At 31.7% G+C, this 22,091-nt stretch carries 20 protein-coding genes, 2 pseudogenes and 1 riboswitch; of the genes and pseudogenes, 16 read left to right on the top strand and 6 right to left on the bottom strand.

Annotation, left to right across the window (positions count from 1 at the left end):
- Window positions 1-126 precede the first annotated feature (126 nt).
- Both ACF91D_RS27810 and ACF91D_RS27805 read left to right on the top strand, forming a co-directional pair.
- Window positions 127-1,122 (top strand): LacI family DNA-binding transcriptional regulator, encoded by a 996-nt coding sequence (locus ACF91D_RS27810; protein WP_107527720.1) that lies wholly within the window; start codon window positions 127-129, stop codon window positions 1,120-1,122.
- Window positions 1,123-1,138: 16 nt separating this feature from the next.
- Window positions 1,139-2,791: a glycoside hydrolase family 13 protein gene (locus tag ACF91D_RS27805; protein ID WP_107527721.1), complete on the top strand. Its 1,653-nt coding sequence runs from the start codon at window positions 1,139-1,141 to the stop codon at window positions 2,789-2,791.
- Between the two features lie 252 nt (window positions 2,792-3,043).
- On the opposite strand, the gene ACF91D_RS27800 is transcribed toward ACF91D_RS27805, so the two are convergent.
- Together ACF91D_RS27800 and zwf are read right to left on the bottom strand one after the other, a co-directional pair.
- Window positions 3,044-3,907 (bottom strand): AraC family transcriptional regulator, encoded by an 864-nt coding sequence (locus ACF91D_RS27800; RefSeq protein WP_107527722.1) that lies wholly within the window; start codon window positions 3,905-3,907, stop codon window positions 3,044-3,046.
- 353 nt (window positions 3,908-4,260) lie between these two features.
- Window positions 4,261-5,745, bottom strand: coding sequence for a glucose-6-phosphate dehydrogenase (gene zwf, locus ACF91D_RS27795; protein WP_042738621.1), 1,485 nt, complete (start codon window positions 5,743-5,745; stop codon window positions 4,261-4,263).
- Between the two features lie 151 nt (window positions 5,746-5,896).
- Here zwf and rnz point away from each other — a divergent pair, with 151 nt between their 5' ends.
- Window positions 5,897-6,817 carry a ribonuclease Z gene (gene rnz, locus ACF91D_RS27790; protein ID WP_042738622.1) on the top strand — a complete coding sequence of 307 codons (921 nt, stop codon included), beginning with the start codon at window positions 5,897-5,899 and terminating at the stop codon, window positions 6,815-6,817.
- Between the two features lie 642 nt (window positions 6,818-7,459).
- Here the strand turns inward: rnz and proC are convergent.
- Window positions 7,460-8,275, bottom strand: a complete 816-nt coding sequence (gene proC, locus ACF91D_RS27785; RefSeq protein ID WP_042738623.1) for a pyrroline-5-carboxylate reductase — start codon at window positions 8,273-8,275, stop codon at window positions 7,460-7,462.
- 143 nt (window positions 8,276-8,418) lie between these two features.
- On the opposite strand from proC, the pseudogene ACF91D_RS27780 reads away from it, so the two are divergent.
- Window positions 8,419-9,157, top strand: a pseudogene (locus ACF91D_RS27780) (SDR family NAD(P)-dependent oxidoreductase).
- 101 nt (window positions 9,158-9,258) lie between these two features.
- Here the strand turns inward: ACF91D_RS27780 and ACF91D_RS27775 are convergent.
- Window positions 9,259-10,173, bottom strand: a complete 915-nt coding sequence (locus ACF91D_RS27775) for an aldo/keto reductase (RefSeq protein ID WP_119624401.1) — start codon at window positions 10,171-10,173, stop codon at window positions 9,259-9,261.
- Between the two features lie 207 nt (window positions 10,174-10,380).
- On the opposite strand from ACF91D_RS27775, the gene ACF91D_RS27770 reads away from it, so the two are divergent.
- From ACF91D_RS27770 to xerD, 3 genes are all read left to right on the top strand, one after another.
- Window positions 10,381-10,923 carry an NUDIX hydrolase gene (locus tag ACF91D_RS27770; protein WP_042738626.1) on the top strand — a complete coding sequence of 181 codons (543 nt, stop codon included), beginning with the start codon at window positions 10,381-10,383 and terminating at the stop codon, window positions 10,921-10,923.
- A 103-nt stretch (window positions 10,924-11,026) separates the two neighbouring features.
- Complete coding sequence (fur, locus tag ACF91D_RS27765) at window positions 11,027-11,473, top strand: ferric iron uptake transcriptional regulator (RefSeq protein ID WP_042738627.1); 447 nt, start codon at window positions 11,027-11,029, stop codon at window positions 11,471-11,473.
- Between the two features lie 42 nt (window positions 11,474-11,515).
- Window positions 11,516-12,403 carry a site-specific tyrosine recombinase XerD gene (gene xerD, locus ACF91D_RS27760; RefSeq protein WP_042738628.1) on the top strand — a complete coding sequence of 296 codons (888 nt, stop codon included), beginning with the start codon at window positions 11,516-11,518 and terminating at the stop codon, window positions 12,401-12,403.
- 86 nt (window positions 12,404-12,489) lie between these two features.
- Here xerD and ACF91D_RS27755 read toward each other — a convergent pair whose 3' ends face one another.
- Window positions 12,490-12,999, bottom strand: coding sequence for a DUF309 domain-containing protein (locus tag ACF91D_RS27755; RefSeq protein ID WP_107527715.1), 510 nt, complete (start codon window positions 12,997-12,999; stop codon window positions 12,490-12,492).
- 92 nt (window positions 13,000-13,091) lie between these two features.
- On the opposite strand from ACF91D_RS27755, the gene ACF91D_RS27750 reads away from it, so the two are divergent.
- From ACF91D_RS27750 to ACF91D_RS27725, 6 genes are all read left to right on the top strand, one after another.
- The gene (locus ACF91D_RS27750) at window positions 13,092-13,823 is read left to right on the top strand and encodes a segregation and condensation protein A (RefSeq protein ID WP_042738630.1); all 732 of its coding nucleotides are present in this window, start codon (window positions 13,092-13,094) and stop codon (window positions 13,821-13,823) included.
- Window positions 13,816-14,358 (top strand): SMC-Scp complex subunit ScpB, encoded by a 543-nt coding sequence (scpB, locus tag ACF91D_RS27745; protein WP_107527717.1) that lies wholly within the window; start codon window positions 13,816-13,818, stop codon window positions 14,356-14,358. The genes ACF91D_RS27750 and scpB overlap by 8 nt, the downstream gene beginning before the upstream one ends.
- Complete coding sequence (locus ACF91D_RS27740; RefSeq protein WP_042738631.1) at window positions 14,351-15,088, top strand: pseudouridine synthase; 738 nt, start codon at window positions 14,351-14,353, stop codon at window positions 15,086-15,088. The genes scpB and ACF91D_RS27740 overlap by 8 nt, the downstream gene beginning before the upstream one ends.
- A 137-nt stretch (window positions 15,089-15,225) precedes the next feature.
- Window positions 15,226-15,951 (top strand): response regulator transcription factor, encoded by a 726-nt coding sequence (locus ACF91D_RS27735; RefSeq protein WP_042738632.1) that lies wholly within the window; start codon window positions 15,226-15,228, stop codon window positions 15,949-15,951.
- Window positions 15,935-17,695, top strand: a complete 1,761-nt coding sequence (locus tag ACF91D_RS27730; RefSeq protein ID WP_119624418.1) for an ATP-binding protein — start codon at window positions 15,935-15,937, stop codon at window positions 17,693-17,695. Before ACF91D_RS27735 ends, ACF91D_RS27730 begins: the two co-directional genes overlap by 17 nt.
- A gap of 286 nt (window positions 17,696-17,981) precedes the next feature.
- A riboswitch (FMN riboswitch) is annotated at window positions 17,982-18,113 on the top strand.
- A gap of 66 nt (window positions 18,114-18,179) precedes the next feature.
- On the top strand, window positions 18,180-18,725 hold the full coding sequence (locus tag ACF91D_RS27725; protein ID WP_107527952.1) for an ECF transporter S component: 546 nt from the start codon (window positions 18,180-18,182) through the stop codon (window positions 18,723-18,725).
- Between the two features lie 143 nt (window positions 18,726-18,868).
- Here ACF91D_RS27725 and ACF91D_RS27720 read toward each other — a convergent pair whose 3' ends face one another.
- Entirely contained in the window at window positions 18,869-19,117 is a 249-nt protein-coding gene (locus ACF91D_RS27720; protein ID WP_042738634.1) for a ferredoxin, read from the bottom strand.
- 109 nt (window positions 19,118-19,226) lie between these two features.
- Here ACF91D_RS27720 and ACF91D_RS27715 point away from each other — a divergent pair, with 109 nt between their 5' ends.
- The 3 genes and pseudogenes from ACF91D_RS27715 to ACF91D_RS27705 form a co-directional block, all read left to right on the top strand.
- Window positions 19,227-20,189: a helix-turn-helix domain-containing protein gene (locus tag ACF91D_RS27715; RefSeq protein WP_119624400.1), complete on the top strand. Its 963-nt coding sequence runs from the start codon at window positions 19,227-19,229 to the stop codon at window positions 20,187-20,189.
- Window positions 20,179-21,558, top strand: coding sequence for a RecQ family ATP-dependent DNA helicase (locus ACF91D_RS27710; protein ID WP_107593231.1), 1,380 nt, complete (start codon window positions 20,179-20,181; stop codon window positions 21,556-21,558). The genes ACF91D_RS27715 and ACF91D_RS27710 overlap by 11 nt, the downstream gene beginning before the upstream one ends.
- A 150-nt stretch (window positions 21,559-21,708) precedes the next feature.
- A pseudogene (locus ACF91D_RS27705) lies at window positions 21,709-22,091 on the top strand (elastin-binding protein EbpS); the annotation flags it as partial.

Raw genomic sequence — 22,091 nt, 5'->3', positions numbered from 1 at the left:
CAAAATAGTTATAAAATATCATGTCAATGCGCAAACGTTTGCACAAATCTTTTGACTTTGTTCACATAAATACAATAAAATAAAATTATACATGTAAGCGTTTTAATCAGGAATAGGAGTGTTGTGATGGCAACAATCAAAGATGTGGCTATAATGGCTAATGTTTCACCTTCAACAGTATCTAGGGTTATCAAAGGTAATACTCGTATAAGTAAGGAAACCACTCAAAAGGTGCATGATTGTATGAGAGCATTAAATTATGTTCCTAATCAAATGGCACGCTCTTTAGTTACAAAGCGTTCTAAAACCATTGGTATTATACAAAAAAGTGGTGGTGATTCAATTAAACAGAACCCATTTTTACTCGATGTACTAACCGGTATACATCGTTATAGTGATAATCACGCTTATTTAACAATAGTGACTACAAGTACAACTGAGCAGGAATTAATGATAGAAGTCCAGCGTTTAATACAGTCACAATATATTGAAGGCTTTATCATATTATATTCAAGAAAAAATGATGTAATTGAACAATTATTAATTGATAAACAATGTCCTTATGTAATAGTAGGTAAGCCATTAACAAGTGAAAAAACTTTATATGTCGATAATGATAATATTGCTGCAGCTGAAGATTTAACACAGTATTTGGTTAATAAAGGACATGAGAAGATTTTACTTTTAACTGAACAAAGTGATTATGAGGTCTTTAAGGATCGTATAAAAGGGTATCGTCAGGTTATGTTTCATGAACATTTAACACCTCATGTTCATAAAATAGACTTGGATCGAACTGCAATTAAATTAAGTTTAATCGAACTTTTTAAAATGCATGAATTCACTGCAATCATTACTACTGATACTATGCTCAATATGATGATTATTAGTGTTTTATATGAATTAAATATACGTATACCAGAAGATATTAAAACAGCAACATTTAACGATTCATTTCTAAATGCCTATGCATCTCCGCCACAAACAGCGGTTGACGTCCTCCCAGAACAATTAGGGCAAACAGCGGTACGGCTGTTAACGAACAAGCTAGAAAACGTTAATCGTTATCAATGTCAAAATATAATACCTACACGAATTGTACAACGTTATTCAACAAACTAATAAAAGGAGAATGTAAATGATGAAAAATTGGTGGAAAGAAGCAGTAGCTTATCAAGTATATCCAAGAAGCTTTAACGATTCAAATAATGATGGAATTGGGGATTTACAAGGTTTAATTGCCAAGTTAGATTATTTACAAAATTTAGGCATCGATGTTATTTGGCTAAGTCCAATGTATAAATCTCCAAATGATGATAATGGTTATGATATCAGTGATTATCATGAAATTATGGACGAATTTGGAACAATGGCAGATTTTGATGAATTACTCGCAGCCATACATCAACGTGGTATGAAATTAATCTTAGATTTGGTTGTAAATCACACTTCTGATGAACATCCGTGGTTTATTGAATCTAAATCTAGCATAGATAATCCTAAAAGGGATTGGTATATATGGAAAGATGGTAAACCAGATGGTACAGAACCAAATAACTGGGAAAGTATCTTTAATGGTTCAACTTGGGAATATGATGACTCAACACAGCAATACTATTTTCACCTGTTTAGTAAAAAGCAACCTGATTTAAATTGGGAAAATAAAGAAGTACGCGATGCAGTATTTAAAATGATGAACTGGTGGTTTGATAAAGGCATAGATGGATTTAGAGTAGATGCCATCACACACATCAAGAAATCATTTGAAGCAGGTGATTTAACAGTACCCGCTGGTAAAACGTATGCACCAGCTTTTGACGTTGATATGAATCAACCAGGTATACAATCGTGGTTACAAGAAATGAAAGAACAGTCTTTAGATAAATACGATATCATGACTGTTGGAGAAGCAAATGGTGTAGATCCAGATAATGCTGAACAATGGGTAGGAGAATCAGAAGGTAAATTTAATATGATTTTTCAATTTGAGCATTTAGGATTATGGAATACTGGCGATGTACAGTTTGATGTTTCTTCCTATAAGCAAGTACTATCGAATTGGCAGTACAAATTAGAAAATGTAGGTTGGAATGCTTTATTTATTGAAAATCACGATCAACCTCGACGTGTTTCCACTTGGGGAGATGATCAACAATATTGGTATGAATCGGCAACAAGTCATGCAGTTGTATATTTTTTACAGCAAGGGACGCCTTTTATTTACCAAGGACAAGAAATCGGTATGACCAATTATCCTTTTGAATCAATAGAAACATTTAACGATGTAGCTGTAGTAAATGAATATAATATTGTTAAATCACAAGGTGGTAACGTAGAAGCGCTACTACATAAACATAAAATGGAAAACAGAGACAACTCTAGAACACCGATGCAATGGGATGATTCTACCAATGCAGGCTTTTCTGAACATAAACCATGGTTTCCAGTCAATCCAAACTATACAACTATAAATGTTGCACAACAACAGCAAGATAAAGATTCCATATTAAATTTTTATAAGCAACTCATTCAATTAAAAAAATCTGATGAATTATTCACATATGGCCAGTTTAAACTGGTTGATGAAGATAACCCTGATGTGTTTGCTTATTCAAGAACTTATAATAATAAAAAAGTTATTGTCATTGGTAACTTAACTGATCAAACAACTTCTGTGACTCTAACGACTGATGTTACTGAATGGAAAGTGTTATTGCATAATTATAAAGAACACAGCCTTAATTTTGCTCAGTTAAGACCCTACGAAGCATGTGTAATTGAAGTAAAATAATAAAGCAACAATATTTGTAGTTGAAACACAATACTAAAAATGCAGGCTAGACACAATAAATATGTCTTTGCCTGCATTTTATTTACGTATTCATACACATCACTAACCAAGGGCATAAATTTATCAGTTTGTTTAGACTAACAGTTTAGAGTATTGTAAAGCAGTGGAAATAAATTAACAAATGATATAGCTATAATTTTGATTTGATTTTTAATTTTAACAATAAGAATGTTTTAATACGCTATAACAAAGTTAATAAAATTCATTATCTTGATCTACTGGCATCCACAATTGAACCTTCGTAAATGGGTCATCAAAAGAAATATCAAAAGGATACACTTCAACATACAAACTATTAAATTCATATGGTAGTGACATTTGCATTGTTGTTTCAATATAATGCCATGCCTCATTTACCACGTAATCAATTTCACCTTGTAAGTTAAAGGTCGCATATTGACGTGATGGCAAAAACCGACTTTCCAAATGCGCTGGATATCGTTCACTAGGAACACCTACAAAAATTTCCATACCATAATCTAATGGACAGTTCACGACATAAAGTTCATGTGGCCCAACATCATTATATCTTTGTAATTCTTTAATGTGGCCTTCTACTAGTAAATCTTCTAAAAAATCAGGTACTTTATATGGATTTTCAAGCTCATTTGCCGGAATAAATTTAGCATAACCCACCAAGGATAGTTCTGGTGTATGCTCTAATCTATACGGATATGGCGCTTTATCAGTCGTTGTTAATTTAATATACAATCTCGGAACTAATTTTAATTCCTCACGCTTTGTATTCACTTGAATAGGGGATATACCGTGAAAGTCACTAAAATCATTAGCAAAAGCATTTGTATCGGTATAATGATATTTTTTGGCAATATCGACTAACCGAGCAGAACCATTTAGTAACTCTTTGGCTGCTACGGTCATTTTTCTCGCTTTTGAATATTCACTTGGCGACTGTCCTACAATCATCTTAAATGATTGATCTAGATGATATGGTGAAAGACCAACGTAATCACTAAGTTCTTGCAAATGAAAAGGCTCTAGCAAATGATCTTCAATATAAACAATTGCCTGTTGTATTTGCTTGATAACGTCCAAAAACTTTCACTCCTAATTCCCAATTAACTATTTGCACTTTCTTAAATCATTTGTTTATTCTTTTTAAATAAAACACATGTACTTTAATACTTATATTTTACATCATTATTTGTATACTTACATCTTAAAAATTTTAAATAGGGTAAAATGTAAATTAAAAGGACAGTTTATATAAACTTTCTCAATAGACTAAATCATAACACATTATATATTGAATAAAAAAGCAACAACCTATATGAAATTTTACATTAGCATAATAGTTCCTAAAGCATATCCACGAATTTATGTAATATAAAAAAGCAGTTCAAACTTAAATAAATTTGAACTACTTTTATTAACTCTATATCAATCCATTAATGGATATCGTCCCACCAATGGAAACCGTCTCTACTTAACAATAAATCACTTTCTAAAGGACCATTTGAACCAGATTTATAGTTAGGGAATTCCGGTTCATTTTGATTCCATTCTTCCTGAATTGCATCAACAAATTTCCATGTTGATTTTAATTCTTCCCAATGTGTGAAGTTTGTCGCATCACCATTTAAACAGTCGAACAATAAGTTTTCATAAGCATCAACTGTATTCATTTTATCTTGTGCACTCATTGCATATGATAATTGTACTGGTTCTGTTTCAATGCCTTGAACGTTTTTCTTAGCATTAAGATGTAGTGATACGCCTTCATTTGGTTGAATATTAATTACAAGTAAATTTGAGTCTAATTTTTTCTCAGTTTCATAGTAAAGATTCATTGGTACTTCTTTAAATTCTACTACGACTTGAATTGTTTTACTCTTCATACGTTTACCTGTTCTAATATAGAATGGAACTCCTGCCCATCTGAAATTATCAATCGTTAATTTACCAGATACGAAAGTAGGTGTTGTAGAATCACTAGCAACGCGGTCTTCGTCACGATAACGTTTAACATTTTGACCTTCAATTACACCTTCATCATATTGTCCACGGACAAAGTTATGGCGTACTTCCTCAGCTTCTAATTTACGTAATGATTTAAGTGCTTTGACTTTCTCTGCTCTAATATCAGCACTATTTAAACTGATCGGTGCCTCCATTGCAAGTAGCGCTACCATTTGTAGCATATGGTTTTGTACCATATCTTTGAGTGCACCACTAGATTCATAGTAGCCACCTCTATCTTCTACACCTAATACTTCAGAAGAGGTAACCTGTATATTTGAAATATACTTATTATTCCATAATGGTTCAAACATAGCGTTAGCAAATCTTAATACTTCTATATTTTGCACCATATCTTTACCTAAATAGTGGTCAATTCGATAAATCTCTTCTTCTTTAAATGAACGTCGTAATTGTTCATTTAGTTTTTCAGCTGACTCTAAGTCTGTACCAAATGGCTTTTCAATTACTAAGCGTTTAAATCCTGAAGTGTCAGTCAAGCCTGAAGATTTTAAGTAATCAGAAATTACACCAAAGAAATTTGGTGCCATTGCAAGATAGAAGAGTCTGTTACCTTGTAAATTAAACTCATTATCCAAGTTATTACTTACTTCTAATAATGATTGGTAACTCGCTTCGTCACTTACATCGTGTTTATGATAAAAAACATGTTCCATAAACTTATCAAGATGTTTTGTATCTTTAACGTGTTCTTGAATTGACGATTTCACTTGACTACGGAAATCATCATTCGTTAATTCTCTTCTTCCAATTCCAATTATAGCAATTTGTTCATTTAAGTTATCTTGTTGGTACAAATGGAATAATGATGGAAATAATTTTCTGTGACTAAGATCACCAGTTGCTCCAAAGATAGTTATTAAGCATGGAATGTCTTTATTTCTAGTATTCAAGTTCAAAACCTCAATTCTTTTTATAAATCTGATTTCATTATAGAACAATAATTAACAATGTTCATACATTTTTGCTTAAAAGCATTCAAAAATTATTATATTTTTTTATCTTTTCTATGATAAAATGTGAACAAGAAGAGGAGGCATATGCATGGAAATAACATTTTTCGGCACAAGTGCAGGTCTACCAACGAAAGAAAGAAATACTCAAGCCATTGCACTAAATCTAGAACCATATTCAAATAATATTTGGCTATTTGATGTAGGTGAAGCTACACAACATCAAATACTTCACCATTCAATTAAATTAGGTAAGGTAGATCATATCTTTATAACGCATATGCATGGTGACCATATTTTCGGATTGCCTGGATTGCTATCCAGTCGTTCATTCCAAGGCGGAGAAGGACTACCACTTACTGTCGTAGGTCCAAAAGGAATTAAAGAATTTGTAGAGACGACATTACGATTATCAGAATCCAGATTAAACTATCCGATCACTTACATAGAAATTGAAAATCATCTTTCATACCAGCATAATGGATTCAATGTTGAAGCACATTTATTAAATCATGGTATTACTTCTTTTGGCTATAGAGTAGAAGCACCATCTACACAAGGGAAAATTGACGTTCAAGCCTTGAAATCAATTGGATTAGAACCAGGTCCAAAATATCAAGAAGTAAAAAATAATGAGACGTTTGAATATAATGGAAAGATTTATGATTCTAGTCAATTTAAAGGTGATGAAAAACAAGGACCTGTAGCTGCCATATTTGGAGATACAATGCCATGTAACAACGAGTTACTTATAGCACGTAATGCAAATGTTATGGTTCACGAAAGTACTTATATAGAAGGGGATAAAAATTTAGCCAATAATTATCATCATAGCCATATTGATGATGTCTTTGATTTAATTAAAGAGGCAAATGTGGAGTATAGTTTGATCACGCATATAAGTAATAGATACACACAAGAAGAAGTTGAATCAATTAGTGAATTATTAAAGACAAAAAGTGATACGCCACCATTTAAATTTGTTAAAGACTTCGATACTTGGTCATTCTAATTCACAATAAGAATAATTGATTCAATCGTTATAGCATATTTATCAAAACAAATATAATGCTTTACAGTAAGGTTAACTTAAGTAAAACAGACCCTAACTAGTTAAAAATAATAGTTAAGGTCTGTTTTTTTGACTATAGGAAATTAAATGTCTCGGCGATCTTTAACTATCTATAGTACATTTCTGAAATGATTCGATATATACAGAATTGCTTTACAAGGATAATTTACTCGTCCAATTAACATTGATACATATGATGTGTCATTACTCAATGTGTTTTATTTATTATCGGCGAAGCACTAGACTAGACAGGGTAGTATAAAAGGCAAAGTCACGGTTCACCGCATTACCCTAGGTAAACACACTAGAAATATATATAGCTTCAATAATGAAATTGATTACAATTGTAACAAGCTTTAAATACGACATCAAAAGTTTCATTTTTATAATGGTCATCACATATCAATACAAAATTATTGAATGAAAACAACCAACCAAAAAGTTTTCACTTTCGAGTTGGCTGTTATTAAGGAATATATCCCGGTAGAATTATTTTTTTAAAATCAATATTAAAATCGATTACTTAAAGATAAAGCAAATAAATAATAACTTGCTAACTTATCGATAGAATTGATGTAAGGATTAATCATCATCTTGATTTGATAGTTCTACACTTCTATCAACGGCAGCTCTTAAACAATCCTCAAATACACTTTCTAAGTCGTATTTAGATAACGCATTTAAACCTGCCTGTGTTGTACCACCTTTTGAAGTTATATTTTTTCGTAATTGTTCCATACTTAAATCAGAACGTTCAATCATTTTACTTGTCCCAATAATTAAGTTTCGAATAGATTCTTCGACTTGTGATTTCTCTAATCCAAGTCTAGTACCAGCTGTCACATATTGTTCAAATACATGGTATAAAAAGGCCGGTCCACTACCAGTAATCGCTGTTACTTGATGTAGATTATCTTCAGAAACTTCAATTGCTGAACCAAATGAGTTAATTAAATCATCAACTTCAGTTTTAGATTTTGGATCAAAATTATTTGAAAAACTGATACCTGTCACAGAATGACCTACATGTGCGTTCGTGTTTGGCATGATTCGAGCAACAGGGTTTTCTGTATTAAGTTGTTCTCTAATATAACTAATTGGTAAACCTGCCATAATTGAAATAAATTTATTACTATCAGTAACGTATGGTTTAATTCGTTCTGCTAAATTATCAAAATCATATGGCTTTGTTCCTAAGAAAACATAATCCGCTTCCTTTAACAATGCTGCGTCATCATAACTATAATTGACACCTAATTCATCAGCATATGATTTCAGAGCATCCTCATTTGATCGATTTGTTAAATAAATATCGTTTGAGTCTATTACTTTTGAGTTAACGATTCCTGTAAAAATTGCATGAGCCATATTACCGGCACCATAAAATACAAGTTTCATGTAAAATTCCCACTTCCTCTTTGTTTTATGTAATCATATTAACATAGTTTAGAATTATGGCTAATCATTTAATTATAATAATGACAGAAAATATTATAATCATTTATACTATTTATAAAGACAAAAACAGGTAGGGATAAACGATGCAAGGGAAACATTTTATATTAACAGGAAGTACAAGCGGCTTAGGTAAAGCATTATTAAAAAAGTTATTAGCTAATGATATCAATGTAACTGTACTGGTTAGAAATCCTCAAAAATTAAATCAGTTTGTCGCTCAATATCATACAGATCGATTATCAGTCTGAGAAAGAAATTTATCATATTACGCAAAGTCTTCAACAACAAAAGATTGATGGTTTAATTTATTGTTCTGGACTAGGTTATTTCAAATCAATTGAAGCACATCGAACAGAAGAAATGCTTGAGACATATCAGCTTAATATTATAAGTTTCAACATTTTGTTAGAAGTAATTAGACCATTTTTCAATAAATATCCAATCATCGTAGGCATAGGTAGTCAAGCTGCTTTTGTTACACAAGCTAATGCAGCACATTATGGTGCATCAAAAGCAGCATTTTATCAAACATTAAATGCCATTCGATTAGAACATCCCAATTACCATGTTTTAACGGTAAATACTGGACCAATCAATACACCATTTCACCAAAAAGCGGATCCTTCACTAAATTATGCGAAACGTTACAACAAAATCATGATAAATCCCGATAAACTAGCTGATCGCATATTTAAAGATATGAAGTCAAAACGACAAGAAATCAATCAACCGCTGTGGATGTCATTTATGCTTAAACTGTACCAGCTTACACCAAGATTCATAGAAAAGCATTTTTCACGTTTTTTTAAAAATAAAATATAACAATAATGTTTATTAAACATAACAAAAAAAGAGTTTATGCGTAGAAACTTATGCTGGATCGAACACAGTTATAAGTACATGACATAAACTCTTTTTTCTGTTTAATTAAGGTGTTGCGTGTATTCTAAATTTTTCACTCTACCTCGTGCAGCTTTTAAAGTTTCAAAGCCAATATCTTTCGCTAAATTATAATTTTTAATATTTTCGTCTAATTGTTCTATACTACTTGCACCAACAATAATTGAACCAAGTGACTGTTGTGAGGTCAAGTAATTAAAAGTTAAGGCAGTTAAATTACTTTCAATTTCTTTAATTGATGCAATTGTTTCGCCTAACTCTTGATAATTGTAATCAAAAATACCTTCAGCAAATTTCTTGTCTAATGCATTGTTACTATTAGCAGTCAATAGACCTTTGAAAACAGGGCCTCTAGCAAGTACCTTTACATTTTTGGCATGTATTGCATCAAGCAAAGATTCAACTCTATTATCAATTAAATTAAATTGATTCATAATCGTTTCTATATTACTGTGTTCCAAATAATAATTAATTACATTAGGTCTAATAGAAGAAATACCATAGGCACGAACTAGACCTTCTGATTTTAATTCTTCGAATGCACTAATCGTTTCATCTAGTGGATCATCAATAGTACCTCCATGCAATTGATAAAGATCTAGGCGGTCTAAACCTAATGATTTTAAAGATGATTTAATAGCATGCTTAATGTGTTTTTTAGATGGATCCCAAAATGTTGAACCATCCTCTTTTAAATGATTACCTACTTTTGTTCCGATAACAATATCATCACGTTGTTGGTATTTTTTTAATGCTTTGCCAACGATTTGTTCATTTATACCTTTGTCATACATATCCGCAGTATCAAAATATGTAATACCATGTTCAATAGCTCTATCGATTATAGGTTCTGCCGTTTTATAATCTGTACCTAAACTCATACATCCTAGTCCTACTTCTGAAATTTCTAAACCACTTTTTAAGACATTTTTTTGCATGTTATTGCTCCTTTCGATACACTAAATCATAGAATATGGCGTGTTTATCAATTATATGCAAGTATATTGATATTACTATTTATTGCTTTAGCTTGTTTGTTAATGCAATTGTATAGTGGTTATTCACAATTCAAATACAATTAACCGTACGAGCTACCGACTATATCTTAACAGGTAGATACTTAAAATAAAAGGAACGTGATTATAATGGAATTTTACGAGAGAACTATAGCGAAGGAACATATATATAACGGAAAAATCATTGATTTGGAAGTACATGATGTAGAACTCCCAGATGGTCAAACATCAAAAAGAGAATTAGTTTTTCATAATGGTGCAGTTGCTGTTTGTGCATTAACACCGGACAATGAAATTATATTAGTAAGACAATTTCGTAAACCTGCTGAAAAAACAATGTTAGAAATCCCCGCCGGAAAACTTGAAAGTGGAGAAGATCGTATTGAAGCAGCTAAAAGAGAATTAGAAGAAGAAACAGGCTATATCGCTGATCATTTGCAACTCATATATGAAATGTATGGTTCACCTGGTTTTTCTAATGAGAAGTTATCTATTTACTTTGCTAAAGATTTGAAAAAAGGGCACATGAACCTTGATGATGATGAATTTATTGAATTAGATCGTGTTCACATTAATGAAATTTCTGATTTATTAAAAAGTGGATCTTTAGAGGATGCAAAAACAATTATTGCTTTACAACATATCTTGCTTAATTATAATGATTATAAATAAGGAACGAACAAACTTGCTAATTTTATCAATTACTGGTATTTTATATATGTATCATATTGTAAATTAAAATGATTATAATTATTAGTAGGGGAGTGAGGCTTCCGTGGAAGAACGATTAAATCGCGTGAAGCAACAATTACAACAATCATCATATAAATTAACTCCACAGCGAGAAGCAACATTAAGAGTGTTAATTGAAAACGAGAAAGATCATTTAAGCGCTGAAGATGTATACTTAAAAGTGAAAGACAAAGCACCTGAAATAGGTTTAGCTACTGTGTACAGAACATTAGAATTATTAGCAGAGCTAAAGGTTGTAGACAAAATTAATTTCGGGGATGGCGTTGCACGCTTTGATTTACGTAAAGAAGGTGCGAAACATTTTCATCATCATCTTGTATGTATGGAATGTGGGAAAGTTGAAGAAATAGAGGAAGATTTATTACCTGCAGTAGAAGAAAAAGTTGAAAGTGATTTTAACTTTAGAATTTTAGATCATCGTTTAACATTTCATGGCGTTTGTTCAGAATGCCAAGCTAAAGGTAAATAATGAATTTTCATCCTGTTTAATTTTAATGATAGGGGTGAGTCAATGAATACCATAATCGAAGAATATTTAAGGTTCATCCAATTAGAAAAAGGGCTTAGTACAAATACAATAGGCGCTTATAAACGTGACTTAACTAAATATGCAAATTATTTAGATGAAAACAAAATTACTCACATTGACTTTGTTGATAGACAGACCATCCAGCAATGTTTAGGTTCATTGCATGATGAAGGTGCATCTTCAAAGTCTCTAGCACGTTTTGTTTCTACTGTTCGCAGTTTTCACCAATTTGCATTGAGAGAAAAATATGCTGCTAAAGACCCTACAGTTTTAATTGAAACACCGAAATATGATAAAAAGTTACCTGACGTGTTGGAAATCAATGAAGTGATAGCTTTATTAGAGACACCTGATTTATCAAAAAATAATGGTTACCGTGATAGAACAATGTTGGAATTGTTATATGCAACGGGGATGAGGGTATCAGAATTAATTCATATAGAGTTAGATGATGTTAACTTAATTATGGGATTTGTTAAGGTGTTCGGCAAAGGAAATAAAGAGCGTATTGTGCCGTTGGGTGAAGCGGTTATTGAATACTTAACTCATTATATTGAAAACATACGTCCACAACTATTAAAAAGAACGGTCACACCTGTATTGTTTTTAAATATGCATGGAAAACCATTATCTAGGCAAGCCATTTGGAAGATGATAAAGCAAAATGGTATTAAAGCCAATATTAATAAGACATTAACACCGCACACGCTGAGACATTCGTTTGCTACACACTTGCTTGAAAACGGTGCAGATTTACGAGCTGTACAAGAAATGTTAGGACACTCTGATATTTCTACAACGCAACTTTATACACATGTATCTAAATCACAAATCCGTAAAATGTATAACGAATTTCATCCACGTGCATAAACACAGATTAGTTTATCATTTAATGAACTAATCTGTGTTTTATTGTTTATAAGGTTATGTCATGTTGTGTATTTGATTTAAATATATTATGATTCTCGGTTAATACGTCGTTCAATAAGTGCTTTATTTCGTGCATCAGTCACTTCTGTCCGATCTCTTTCTAAATGGTGATTTACGATATAGCTATCATCAATGAGCGTTTCTCTAAAGTTAAAGTCTGTGAAAGCGGTTTGTATTGAATGGAGCATTTCATCTTGTAATGGTAAGTGTACTGGAAGAAATGGTTGATGTGTTTTTGCTGCTTGCTTTAAATGTTTTAATAATATGATGTATTGCTCAATATTCAAACCTAGCATTTGCCAGTCATGACTAGATTGTATAACATTCAATGCTCTGTCAAACGATGTTTTAGCTCCTTGAAAGTTGTTACGACGAAAATGATAACAACCTGTAGTTAATAAAATTAAACTGACGACCGCATCTTTTTTTGAAAAATGTGGGTTTTCTTTCCAAGCATCCTCTAGAATATCATGACATAGAAAATAATGTTGCTTGGTATGAAATTGATAATAAAATTGTTGTAGTGCTTTTTCCATATAAGAACCGCTCCAAATTTAAATGTTTGTTATAAACATGCTATAATATTTTAGTGAAATACGCACTTAACTTGCTATATGAGGTAGATAAAATGTATGAAGTAAAATTAGATGCTTTCAATGGACCATTGGATTTATTATTGCATCTTATTCAAAAATTCGAAATAGATATTTATGATATTCCAATGAAAGCATTAACAGAACAATACATGCAATATATTCACGCCATGAATTCATTAGAAATTAATGTTGCTAGTGAATATTTAGTGATGGCCTCTGAATTATTAATGATAAAAAGTAAAATGCTTTTACCACAGCCTGAAGCAGATGAATCATTAGAAGACGATCCGCGTGATGATTTAGTAGGTCGTTTAATTGAGTACCAAAATTATAAAGAATACACTGAATTGCTCAATGATAAAAAGGTAAATCGGGCTGCATTCTACTCTAAACACCCTACAGACTTATCACATTTAGAAACAAATGAATTAATGAGTTCGGATAACACCATTGATTTAACCGAACTGATAATTGCTTATCAAAAGGTCAAAAACCGTGTCGAATTTAACACACCAAAAACAGTCGAAATAAAGAAAGAAACCTTTACGATTCAACAAGCAACCACACAGGTTCATGAAAGACTGCAACAACAACAATCATTCAACTTCTTCAGTCTATTTAATTTCTCAGAACCAATTGAAATGGTAGTAACCCATTTCTTAGCAATATTGGAAATGTCTAAATCTGGTATAGTCAATATTGAACAACAAAAAAGTTTTGAAGATATCAACATATTAAGAGGAGTCAACTATGGCATTGGATAATCAAGGTATATTAGAAGCATTACTCTACACTGCTGGAGATGAAGGATTAGAAGAGAAGCAACTGCTTGAAATATTAGACATTTCACTAAGTGAGTTACAAATTTTAATTAATAACTATCACTCAGAAGGTCTTGTCATTCAACATTTCGGACAAACTTATGTATTAACAACAAAAAAAGAAGCAGCTGAATATATTGAAGCACTTGTAGAACATAAGTCTAATATGAAACTATCTCAAGCCGCAATGGAAGCACTATCCATAATCGCCTATAACCAACCACTCTCAAGAAGTGATATTGAAATGATTAGAGGTATTAATTCCGATGGTGCAGTTAAAACATTGATCGCAAGAGGTTTAATCGAAGCAAAAGACGAAAAAGATTCAAGAAGTCAGCAACTATATACAACCGAACTATTTTTAAATGTATTTGGAATTGAACATTTAGATGATTTACCAACTACAGATGAAGAGGACGAAGAAATCGAAGCATTTTTCAGTAATTTGGTAAATCAAAAAGGAGAAAATAATGAGTAAAGAATTAGAGAGATTACAAAAACGTATAGCTAACAGTGGTTATACATCAAGAAGAAAAGCTGAAACACTTATCAGTGAAGGTAAGGTTAAAGTAAATGGTGAAGTCGTAACGGAACTAGGTACGAAAGTGAAAAATTCAGATACAATTGAAGTAGAAGGTATTAAATTAGAGCAAGAAGACAAACTGTATATTTTATTCTACAAACCATCGCAAGTGATTACGAGTGTATCTGATGATAGAGGAAGAAAGGTAGTAACCGATTACTTCAAACAAATTGAAACAAGAATATATCCTGTTGGCAGATTAGATTATGATACATCAGGTTTACTACTATTAACGAATGATGGTGAGTTTACGAATTTAATGACACACCCTAGATACAAGATCAAGAAAAAGTATGTTGCAAAATTAAAAGGTTACTTAATGCGAGAAGAGGTAAAAGCATTAGAGCAAGGTATTGAATTAGAGGATGGTAAAACACAACCTGCAATTGTAAAAGTAAAAAACCAAGATAAAGAAAAGAACTCAACTTTAGTTGAAATAACGATTACTGAAGGTAGAAATAGACAAGTTCGACGTATGTTCGAACATTTTGGGCATCAAGTTAGTAAATTACAACGAATTGAATTTGGTCCATTAAATTTGAAAGGGCTTAATGCAGGTGAAGGTCGTGTTTTAACACCGCACGAAGTAAAAGTCATTCGTCAAATTGCTGAACACGGTAAATAAACTTTGAAATATTTACGACAAAATAATTCGCATGAGAAAAAATTCACAAACTTTTTGTTCATTTGTACTTTTCAAAGTTAACCTATGCTATAATTGTGAATGTATTGGAAAGTAAGCAGTGTGGGAGGTACATACGTATGTCAAATGAAATTTTAATCGTAGATGATGAGGATCGAATTAGAAGATTACTTAAATTATATTTAGAAAGAGAATCTTTTGAAATACATGAAGCTAAAGACGGTAGTGAAGCGTATCATATGGCAATGGAACATGATTATGCATGTATATTACTAGATTTAATGTTACCTGAAATGGATGGCATTGTTGTTGCTTCTAAACTAAGAGAGCATAAAGATACACCAATTATTATGTTAACAGCCAAAGGCGAAGAAACAAATCGTGTTGAAGGTTTTGAATCAGGTGCAGACGATTACATTGTTAAACCTTTTTCACCAAGAGAAGTTGTGTTACGTGTAAAAGCATTACTAAGAAGAACACAGGTCGCACATACAGAACAAAGCGAACCACATGCACGTGATTTGATAGAATTTGATCATTTAGTTATCGACAATGATGCTCATAGAGTGCTTGCAGATGAGAGCCAAGTAAACTTAACACCTAAAGAGTATGAATTATTAATATTTTTAGCGAAAACACCTAATAAAGTATTTGATAGAGAACAACTGTTAAAAGAAGTGTGGCATTATGAGTTTTATGGAGACTTACGTACCGTAGACACTCATGTTAAACGCTTAAGAGAAAAGTTAAATCGCGTTTCTGAAGAGGCTGCTCAGATGATTCAAACTGTTTGGGGAGTAGGTTATAAGTTTGAAGTTAAATCAAATGATGAACCGACTCAATAATGTAGTCATAAAACTGTGGTTAACTATAATATTTATAGTAACGACAGTTTTAATTTTACTTAGCGCAGCCTTAATCACATTTATCCAATCATACTTCACACAGGAAACAGAAGATTCTTTACTCAAAGATGCTAAACGTATTAGTGAATTAGTAGCAAGCTCTGATAATAAAGCAACCGCGATTGAACACAGTCGTAAATTGATTGAAGGACCTGTTGGTCTCATTATAATGAATGATAAAAACAGTCAAAATAGTAATTATGGCAATACTAAACAAAAGATGTTAAATGAAATCAAACAAAATAAAGACTATGATGACGTATTTAATAAAGGAAAGAAAATTTCGGAACACGTTAATGTAAAAATTAATGACCAACAACATACTTATGTATTAATTGGATATCCTTCAAAGAATTTAAGCGATGTAAAGCAAGATGAATACGGTGGCGTCTTTATTTATCAAGATTTAAAAACCATCGAAGATACTAATAATTTAATCACGGTTATTATTTTAATTATTGCCATTATTTTCTTAGCAATTACAACGATATTTGCTTTTTTCCTTTCTTCTCGTATTACGAAACCTCTAAGAAATCTACGGTCTCAAGCATTGAGAGTTTCAAAAGGACAATATGCGCAAGTTGAACCCGTAAATTCAAAGGATGAGATTGGAGAATTATCTCGTGCCTTTAATACGATGAGTTCTGAAATCCAACAACATATCGATGCACTGTCATCTTCTAAGAACATTAGGGATAGTTTAATCAACTCCATGGTTGAAGGTGTGTTAGGATACAACGATAAGAAGGAAGTTATTTTATCTAACCAAATGGCTCAAAATACATTACAACTTTTAGATGACTATTCATTAGAAAAGCTTGATGAACAAACAGAATTAACTTTTAAGAACAAACATACACAGTTTGAAGAATATGAAATTAATACTAGATATTTTGTAATCATTACTAGTTATATAGAGCAAATTCAACCAGATGGACGAAGTGGTATCGTGGCCATCATAAGAGATATGACCAATGAACATAATATTGATCAAATGAAGAAAGATTTTATAGCAAATGTTTCACATGAATTACGTACACCCATTTCTTTATTGCAAGGCTATACAGAATCAATCGTTGATGGTATTGTTACTGAACCTGAAGAGATCCATGAATCCTTGAGCATCGTCTTAGATGAGACGAAACGTTTAAACAGACTGGTTAATGAACTCTTAAATGTTGCTAGAATGGATGCAGAAGGGTTAAGTGTTGAACGAGAAATCCAACCTATTGATCCACTGTTAAATAAGATGCAATTGAAATATCAACAACAAGCTGCAGACTTAGAACTAACCATGAAATTAAATCCGATTTCTAATGGAACGCTCTGGTATTATGATTCTGATAGAATTGAACAAGTGCTTACGAATCTGATTGATAATGCATGTCGATATACAGAACCAGGAGATACAATAACCGTCGATATTGCGGAAAATGATCATGACAACTTGTTATATATTACCGATACAGGAACGGGAATTGCTCCCGAACATTTAGAGCAAGTCTTTGATCGTTTTTACAAAGTAGATGCAGCACGCAAAAGAGGTAAGCAAGGTACAGGACTTGGACTATTTATATGTCGAATGATTATCGATGAACATGAAGGTAAGATACTCGTAAAAAGTGAACTCGGTAAAGGTACAACATTTATTATTCGCTTACCGAAACCACCAACTAGAGATTAAAAGAATAAATTATTGATGATTTAATGTATAACGTCAAAGATGATTATAATAATTATCTAATTAAATAAGGTGAAGCGCCTCCGATTTATACAATTTAATGTGTAAGGCGGAGGTGTTTTTTTGTGATTATAGCTTTAAAATATGAACTGAAATTATTTTACATCGCTATTTAGTATTGTGTGTAAAATTTAATTTTATATTGCTGGTAAATTAGCACTAAATACTGTAAACAATATCATTGTCTTTATCTGAGTTATACGCTATGATATATTTATAAAATTTAAATGTTCATCTTCGGGGTAGGGTGTAATTCCCAACCGGCAGTAATATAAGCCTGCGACCTATTTATTGTTCAATGAATAGCTGATCTAGTGAGAATCTAGAGCCGACAGTATAGTCTGGATGGGAGAAGATGGAGGGTTAATTTGTTGTGCAATTAAATCCTCCTATTCTGAGTAAGATGAATGGAAGGAGATAATTGAATATGCAACAACAAACCAAACGTCTAATAACGATTAGTATGTTAAGTGCGGTAGCTTTTATATTAATGTTTATCAAGTTCCCGTTACCATTTTTACCACCATATCTAACATTAGACTTTAGTGATGTACCGGCACTTCTTGCAACATTTACATTAGGACCCATTGCTGGCATCATCGTTGAATTTATTAAAAATTTATTGAATTTTCTATTCAATGTAGGGGATCCAATAGGACCGTTGGCCAATTTTTTAGCAGCCACAAGTTTTATACTTACTGCGTTTTATGTTGCTAAAAATAAAAATAACGCTAAATCATTAGTTACTGGTTTAGCTGTAGCAACCATAATAATGACATTAGTATTAAGCATTTTGAATTATTTTGTGTTGTTACCACTCTATGGCATGATTATGAATTTATCAGATGTTTTTGGTAATTTGAAAATAATTATAGTATCAGGTGTTATACCTTTCAATATTATTAAAGGTATTGTTATTTCAATTATATTTATCTTATTATACAAACGCTTGAATAGTGTTTTACCGAGATAACAAATTGCGCTAACATACACTAACCTATCAATAAATAGTGACAAATAAAATTTTGTTTTCATATAACAAAAGCGCATGTTTAAGTTAATTTAAACATGCGCTTTTCCTATAATAAGGTTAAAATATAGTTCGTCACTTAAAATCTATTCAAATTTCAGTGCGTCCCCATCAAAAGATTCTTCTTCAATTTTAATTGAATCAGTAGGACATCCCTCTAATGCATCTTCCATATCTTCATATAATTCTTCAGGTACTTCAGCAGTACCTTGGTTGTCATCAAGTATTACAAATGCAATACCTTCATCATCATAGTCATATATATCAGGGGCAGCAGCACCACAAGCACCACATGCAATGCAAGTATCCATATCGACAATAGTATATTTAGCCATTTTCTTCGCCTCCTTTGACAAAAATGCTACAATAAAATCACAATTAATATTGTAAGCACTGTACTTATTTTTTTCAATGTTTTCGTTTTAATTAATTAGGGGAGTAAACATGCAAAATTTATTTCATTTCATCCAACAAAATACACACCATTATAAAACCGAAAAAAGCATATATAATATTATCATAGGCAAAAAATCACATCAAACCTTTTTTGATGCATGTAGCCAACAATTACTATCATTATATCATAGCTTACCTAATATCCAGTATCCGTCATTCGAGCGATATTATAATCTGAGCCAATCAGAAATAGCAACAACATTAAACGTACGCGTACATCCAAGATATACATTTGATAGTCTCGTTAATACGTTTCAAGCAATACAATTATTGACACAAACGATTTCACAATTACAGCATAAGGATAGTCAATTTATCCCTCTCACTCAACAGCAAACTATACATAAACGTGTTAAATATGTATTTAAATATCTTAAAGAGGCAAACCTCGAACAAGATTTTATTGCAGAACTTCATATGTTATTCGAAGCAATTCATAAAGAAAACCAAGGTACATACATCCATTACTACTTACAAGGGTTTGAAGATAGCATGTACACGAGACAGCAAGTTAGTTTAATAGAAGGTTTGCCACAAGAATTATTATTTGAATTAGAATTAAACGATTTAGTTGTAATGATGTTTCAAATTGAAGATAATGAACGTTATCCCATTTTGCATCAGTTAATTGTGTTACCTACGCTCTTACATAAAACAGATTTATCTTTTGAAGGCTTAAAAAAAGGACTAACTATGGATGATTTGGCACAACATCAACAAGTTAAAATTAATACAATTGAAGACCATGTCTTAGAATTGTTTATAAAGGGATATTTATCAAATTATAAAGCGTTTTTAAACGATGATTTAAATTCTGATTTTCTAAATTATTATATACAGCATAAGGATGAAAGATTGCGGAACTATAAAGAACGATTCCCATCATTAAGTTACTTTGCAATCAAGCTTATCATTGTAGGCATAGAAAGAGGTGAGCTACATGCTGATTGACGAACTGAAACATTGGTTTGGATTTGAAACATTTAAGCCTGGACAAGAAGCAATTATTAAAAGCGTACTAAACCAACAAGATACATTAGGTATATTACCAACTGGTAGTGGTAAAAGTCTGTGTTATCAATTACCTACATATATTAAACAACAACCTACATTAATTATTTCACCACTTATTTCGTTAATGGATGACCAAGTTATGCAACTTAAAGCACATGGCGAACATAAAGTGAGTTGTATTCATTCTGGTATGGATGAAGATGAGCGTTCTGCAAATATCAAAAATCTAAAGCAAAGTCGTTTTATCTTCTTAAGCCCTGAATTTATACTCCAACCCCATAATTTCAAACTCATTAAACATATTAACTTTGGTCTTATTGTTTTAGATGAAGCCCACTGTTTGTCAGAATGGGGCTATGATTTCAGACCACATTATGCACTTATAGGAAAAATCATTCAACAATTTACTAACGTTTCTATATTAGGATTAACAGCGACAGCACCACCACATCTATTATCTGATTTGAACCAAATGTTACGTACTCAATTCAATGTAGTTAAAACAAGTATGAATAGAGACAATATTTCACTACACCATCAAAATTTTGCAGATGATGAAGAAAAACTCAAATGGTTGCTGCCAACATTAGAACAATCTGGACCGACAATTATCTATGTTTCATCAAAAAAAGTCTGTTTATCATTAGCTCAAGAAATTTATCAACAAGGCTTTTTAACAGGTATTTATCACGGTGATCTATCCTATCAGGAACGGCAAACGGTTCAACATCAATTTCTTAATAACGATATTCCTATCATTGTTGCTACAAGTGCATTTGGAATGGGAATAAACAAAAAAGATATTCGTACAATCATTCACTTTCATCTTTCAACTAGTCCGTCGAATTATTTACAAGAGATTGGTCGTGCTGGGAGAGATGGCAAACAAAGTCAAGCCATCAGTTTATATCAACCAGATGATAGTTTCTTACTTGAAACACTGTTATTTACTGATATTATAACCAATGAAGATGTTAATGCATTTGAATTAGGTATGGATTTAATACCTTATAAAAAAGAAATTATTGAAATTTTAAGTAGTTATTATACATTTAATGAATTACGACATATATTTGAAAATACTTACCAACGAAAAAGAAATGGTTATATCAGAATGTTGGGTTATAAGAATTTAGATCAGTGTAGACGCGCATATCTTATGGAATTTTTTGGTGAATTTGTGAATGAACGACCTGAAAAATGTTGTGATAATGATGCTGATATTGAATTAATAAAAATATTTAATCGCAAAAAAGTAAAACGTAAAATTGATTATAATGAAAAATTAAAAAATTTGTTCAAATAGATAGACAATTACTTTACTTAGCATTTTCAAACAAGCTATAATACAACTTATAATGACATAAATATTGTAGTTTTCTTAAAATAGGTATACATATTTACGTTTGATTAGGGTAAAACAGTATATACTTAATATATAAATAAAGGAAGGATGATGAATTTGTCTAACAACAACTTTAAAGATGATTTTGAGAAAAATCGTCAATCAATTGATCCAAATGAACACCTAGACAAAACAAATGAATCTGTTGACGCTTCTGTTGACAATGCAAAAGAAGAAGTATCCGACAAAAACAATGAGCAATTCCCTCCAAGAAATGCTCAAAGAAGACAACGTAGACGAGATACAGCAACAAATCAAAATAAAGGGGAACAATCTGATCAACAACAAGAGCAACAACTTGATCAAGAACAACACCTTAATGACCAAAACAAATCATCATCAGACTTTAATCAGTCACAAGATCATGATGATCATTCACGAGACAATAATATCTATCAAGAAACTTCTGATGAACAACATCGTAACAATCAATA

It is taken from the genome of Staphylococcus sp. 231237_7MaSpsaltlick (genome assembly GCF_043107035.1).
The sequence above is the reverse complement of the archived record's forward strand: the minus strand, read 5'-3'. Positions and strand labels throughout refer to the sequence as shown.